Origin of the sequence: Streptomyces lucensis JCM 4490 (assembly GCF_014650035.1) — a bacterium.
Taxonomy (GTDB): domain Bacteria; phylum Actinomycetota; class Actinomycetes; order Streptomycetales; family Streptomycetaceae; genus Streptomyces; species Streptomyces lucensis.
The window spans coordinates 1-3,747 of sequence record NZ_BMUE01000041.1; the positions used below are offsets into that span (position 1 = coordinate 1).

General features: G+C 73.8%; 1 protein-coding gene. It reads left to right on the top strand.

Translation table 11 applies throughout. The features are described 5' to 3' along the window. Window positions 1–59: 59 nt before the first annotated feature. Window positions 60–3,747, top strand: a 3,688-nt coding sequence (locus tag IE177_RS34515; RefSeq protein ID WP_308431614.1) for an SDR family NAD(P)-dependent oxidoreductase, incomplete at its 3' end; no start/stop codon positions are given.

Below are 3,747 nucleotides of genomic sequence, written 5' to 3' on the forward strand. Positions count from 1 at the left end.
GGCATGTGCGTGAGGCCGTGCGGTTCGCCGATGCGGTGCGGGCGATGGTCGGTGATGGTGTGGGTACGTTCCTGGAGCTGGGGCCGGACGGGACGCTGTCGGCGATGATCCAGGAGACCGCGGCCGTCACCACGGTTCCCGCACTGCGCCGCGACCGGGATGAGGAGGAGTCGGTCGTCACCGCGCTCGGCGCCTTGCACTCGGTAGGAGTGCCGGTCGAGTGGGCAGCGTTCTTCGGGCCTCTGCACGCCACCCGCGTGGACCTGCCCACCTACGCCTTCCAGCACCACCACTACTGGCCCGAACCGGCCGATGACGAGCCGGGCGCGACCGACCCGGTGGACGCCGAGTTCTGGGACGCCATCGAGAGCGAGGACCTCGACAGCCTCGCCGCCGGCCTCGGTCTCACCGGCGAGGAGCTGTCCGGAGTGGTGCCGGCGCTCGCCGCATGGCGCCGCCGCCGGCGGACCGAACGCGACCTCGATGCGGTGCGCCACCGCGAAACGTGGGCACCGCTGACCGGACCCGTCACCGGCGCCCCGCGCGGCACCTGGCTCGTGATCGTGCCGGAGGGAGCCGACGAGACCTGGGTGAGCCGCGTGGCCGGCACGGCCGGTCCGGGCGCGATCCGTGTGCACGTACCGGTGAACGCCGACGCCGACGCTCTCGCCGCGCGGCTGTCCATCGCGCAGGGCGCGGGCTTCGCGGGCGTGCTGTCCTTACTGGCCGAGGACCCGGCCGGACCGTTTGCCACGGCCACGCTGCTCCGCGCTCTCTCCGGGCTCGGCATCAGCGCGCCCCTGTGGGCGGTCACGCGCGGCGCCGTCGCCGCCGTCGAGGGCGACACCGTCGAGCACCCCGAACGCGCCGGCGTCTGGGGGCTGGGACGGGTCGCCGCGCTCGAGCACCCGGACGGCTGGGGCGGCGTGATCGACCTGCCCACCGAGCCTGACGACGCCGCACTCACGCGTTGCGCCGCCCTGCTCGCGCATCCCGCCGGCGAGGAGGAAGTCGCCATCCGCAACGGGGGCGTCGCGCTCGGCCGACGGCTGACACCCGCGCCCGCCGGGGACGCGCAGGAGTGGACCCCGACCGGCACGGTGCTCATCACCGGGGGTACCGGTGCGCTCGGCGCGCGCGTGGCCCGCTGGCTCGCGGACCGAGGTGTCGCACGTCTCGTGCTGGTGAGCCGAAGGGGTGGCACGGCGCCGGGCGCCACTGAGCTGCACGACGAACTGACCGCTTCGGGCGTCGAGGTGGACCTGGTCGCGGCGGACACGGCGGACCGGGACACCATGGCGGCCGTCCTCGCGGCGATCCCCGCCGACCAGCCGCTGACCGGCGTCGTCCATGCGGCCGGCGTCCTCGCGGACGGCGTGCTGACCAGGCTGAGCGGAGAGCAGTTCGAGACGGTGTTCCGGGCCAAGGCAGCCTCGGCGCTGGTGCTGGACGAACTGACCCGCGGTCACGACCTGTCGGTGTTCGCCCTGTTCTCCTCGGCCGCCGGTTCCGTCGGCAACCCCGGCCAGGCGAACTACGCCGCGGCCAACGCGGTCCTCGACGCCGTCGCCCAGCGCCGCCGCGCGCTGGGGCTGCCCGGCACCTCGCTGGCGTGGGGCGCGTGGGCCGGGGACGGCATGGGCGGCAGCGCGACGGGCGTCGGCGCCGCCGCGCTGGACCCGCGACTGGCCCTCACCGTGCTCGAGCAGGCCGTCACGGCACCGGACCCCACGCTCACCGTGCTCGACATGCGCCACCCCGACGTGCTGGCCACCCTGCTCACACCACGGCCGCACCGCCCTCTGCTGTCGACACTGCCGGAGGCACGCCGCTTCGCCGATTCCTCCGCCGCTCCGTCGTCCGGACTCGCCGCAGAGCTGCGGGCTCTCGACCAGGACCAACGCCTGGCACGGGTCGCCGGCGTGGTGCGGGGCGCCGTGGCGGCGGTCCTGCACAGGGTGCCCGGCGACATCACGCCGGACCGCGAGTTCGGCAAGCTGGGCTTCGACTCCCTGGCCTCCGTCGAGCTGCGCAACCGGCTTGTCGCGGCGACCGGCCTCAGCCTCCCCGCGTCCCTGCTCTACGACCACCCGACCCCGGCCCGAGTGACCGAGCTCCTGCTCGGCCAGCTGCTCGACAGCCCGAGAAGCACCGTCACTGCACCGGTCGCCGCCGTCACCGACGAGCCGATCGCCATCGTCGGCATGGCGTGCCGTTTCCCGAACGGCATCGACTCGCCGGAGGCCCTCTGGGCGCTGCTGGCCGAGGGCAGCGACGCGATCGGGCCGTTCCCCACGGACCGCGGCTGGGACCTGGACGGACTCGCAGACGATCGACCGGACCGCAGCGCCACCCAACGAGGTGGCTTCCTGTACGACATCGCCGGCTTCGACGCGGAGTTCTTCGAGGTCTCCCCGCGGGAGGCCATGGCGATGGACCCGCAGCAACGGCTCCTGCTGGAGACGTCGTGGGAGGCGCTGGAACGCGCAGGTATCGACCCGCTGTCGTTGCGCGGCAGCTCCTCGGGCGTGTTCGTCGGCACGAACGGCCAGGACTACGGCGACGTGCTCACCGGCACCGAGGCCGGCCGCCAGGGGCACACCGGCACGGGCCTCGCCGCCAGCGTGCTGTCCGGCCGCCTCTCGTACACGCTCGGTCTGGAAGGACCGGCGGTCACCGTGGACACGGCGTGCTCGTCGTCGCTGGTGGCGCTGCACTGGGCGACGCAGGCACTGCGCGGCGGTGAATGCTCCCTGGCGCTGGTCGGCGGTGTGACGCTGATGACGACGCCGTGGCTGTTCGTGGAGTTCTCCCGGCAGGGCGGGCTGGCGCCGGACGGCCGGTGCAAGGCGTTCGCCGAGGACGCCGACGGCACGGGGTGGGCCGAGGGCCTCGGCATGATCGTGGTCGAGCGGCTGTCGGACGCCGTCCGCAACGGTCACGAAGTCCTCGCCCTGGTGCGGGGTTCGGCGGTGAATCAGGACGGCGCGTCGAACGGCCTGACCGCGCCGAACGGCCCTTCGCAACAGCGCGTGATCCGGGCCGCGCTGGCCAGTGCCGGTCTCGAGCCGTCCGAAGTGGACGCCGTGGAGGCGCACGGCACGGGCACGTCGCTGGGTGATCCGATCGAGGCGCAGGCTCTGCTGGCGACCTATGGGCAGGACCGTGAGACGCCGTTGCTGCTGGGTTCGGTGAAGTCGAACATCGGGCACACCCAGGCCGCCGCCGGTGTCGCGGGCGTCATCAAGATGGTCCTCGCGCTGCGCAACGGCGAGCTGCCGAAGACGCTGCACGTCGGCGAAGTGTCGTCCCGGGTGGACTGGGACTCGGGCGCGGTGTCGGTACTGACCGAGGCCAGCCCATGGCCGGTGGTGGACCGGCCGCGGCGGGCGGCGGTGTCGTCGTTCGGGATCTCGGGGACGAACGCGCACACGATTCTGGAGCAGGCCCCGGATGCCGGGCCGCGCGCCGAAGCACCGGTCGACGCGGTCGTGCCGTGGGTGCTGTCCGGGCACACGCCGGCGGCGTTGCGCGCGCAGGCGAAGCAACTGTCACTCCGGCTGGACACTGGCGTGCATCCGGCGGATGTCGGCCTCACTCTGGCCACCGGGCGAGCGCACCTCGCGCACCGGGCCGCGTTCGTCGGCCGGGACGCGGCCGGCCTGGCGGGGGAGTTGACGGCTTGGACCGCGGTGGAGGGGGTGGCTGGTGATGGCCGGTTGGGGGTTGTGTTCACGGGTCAGGGTG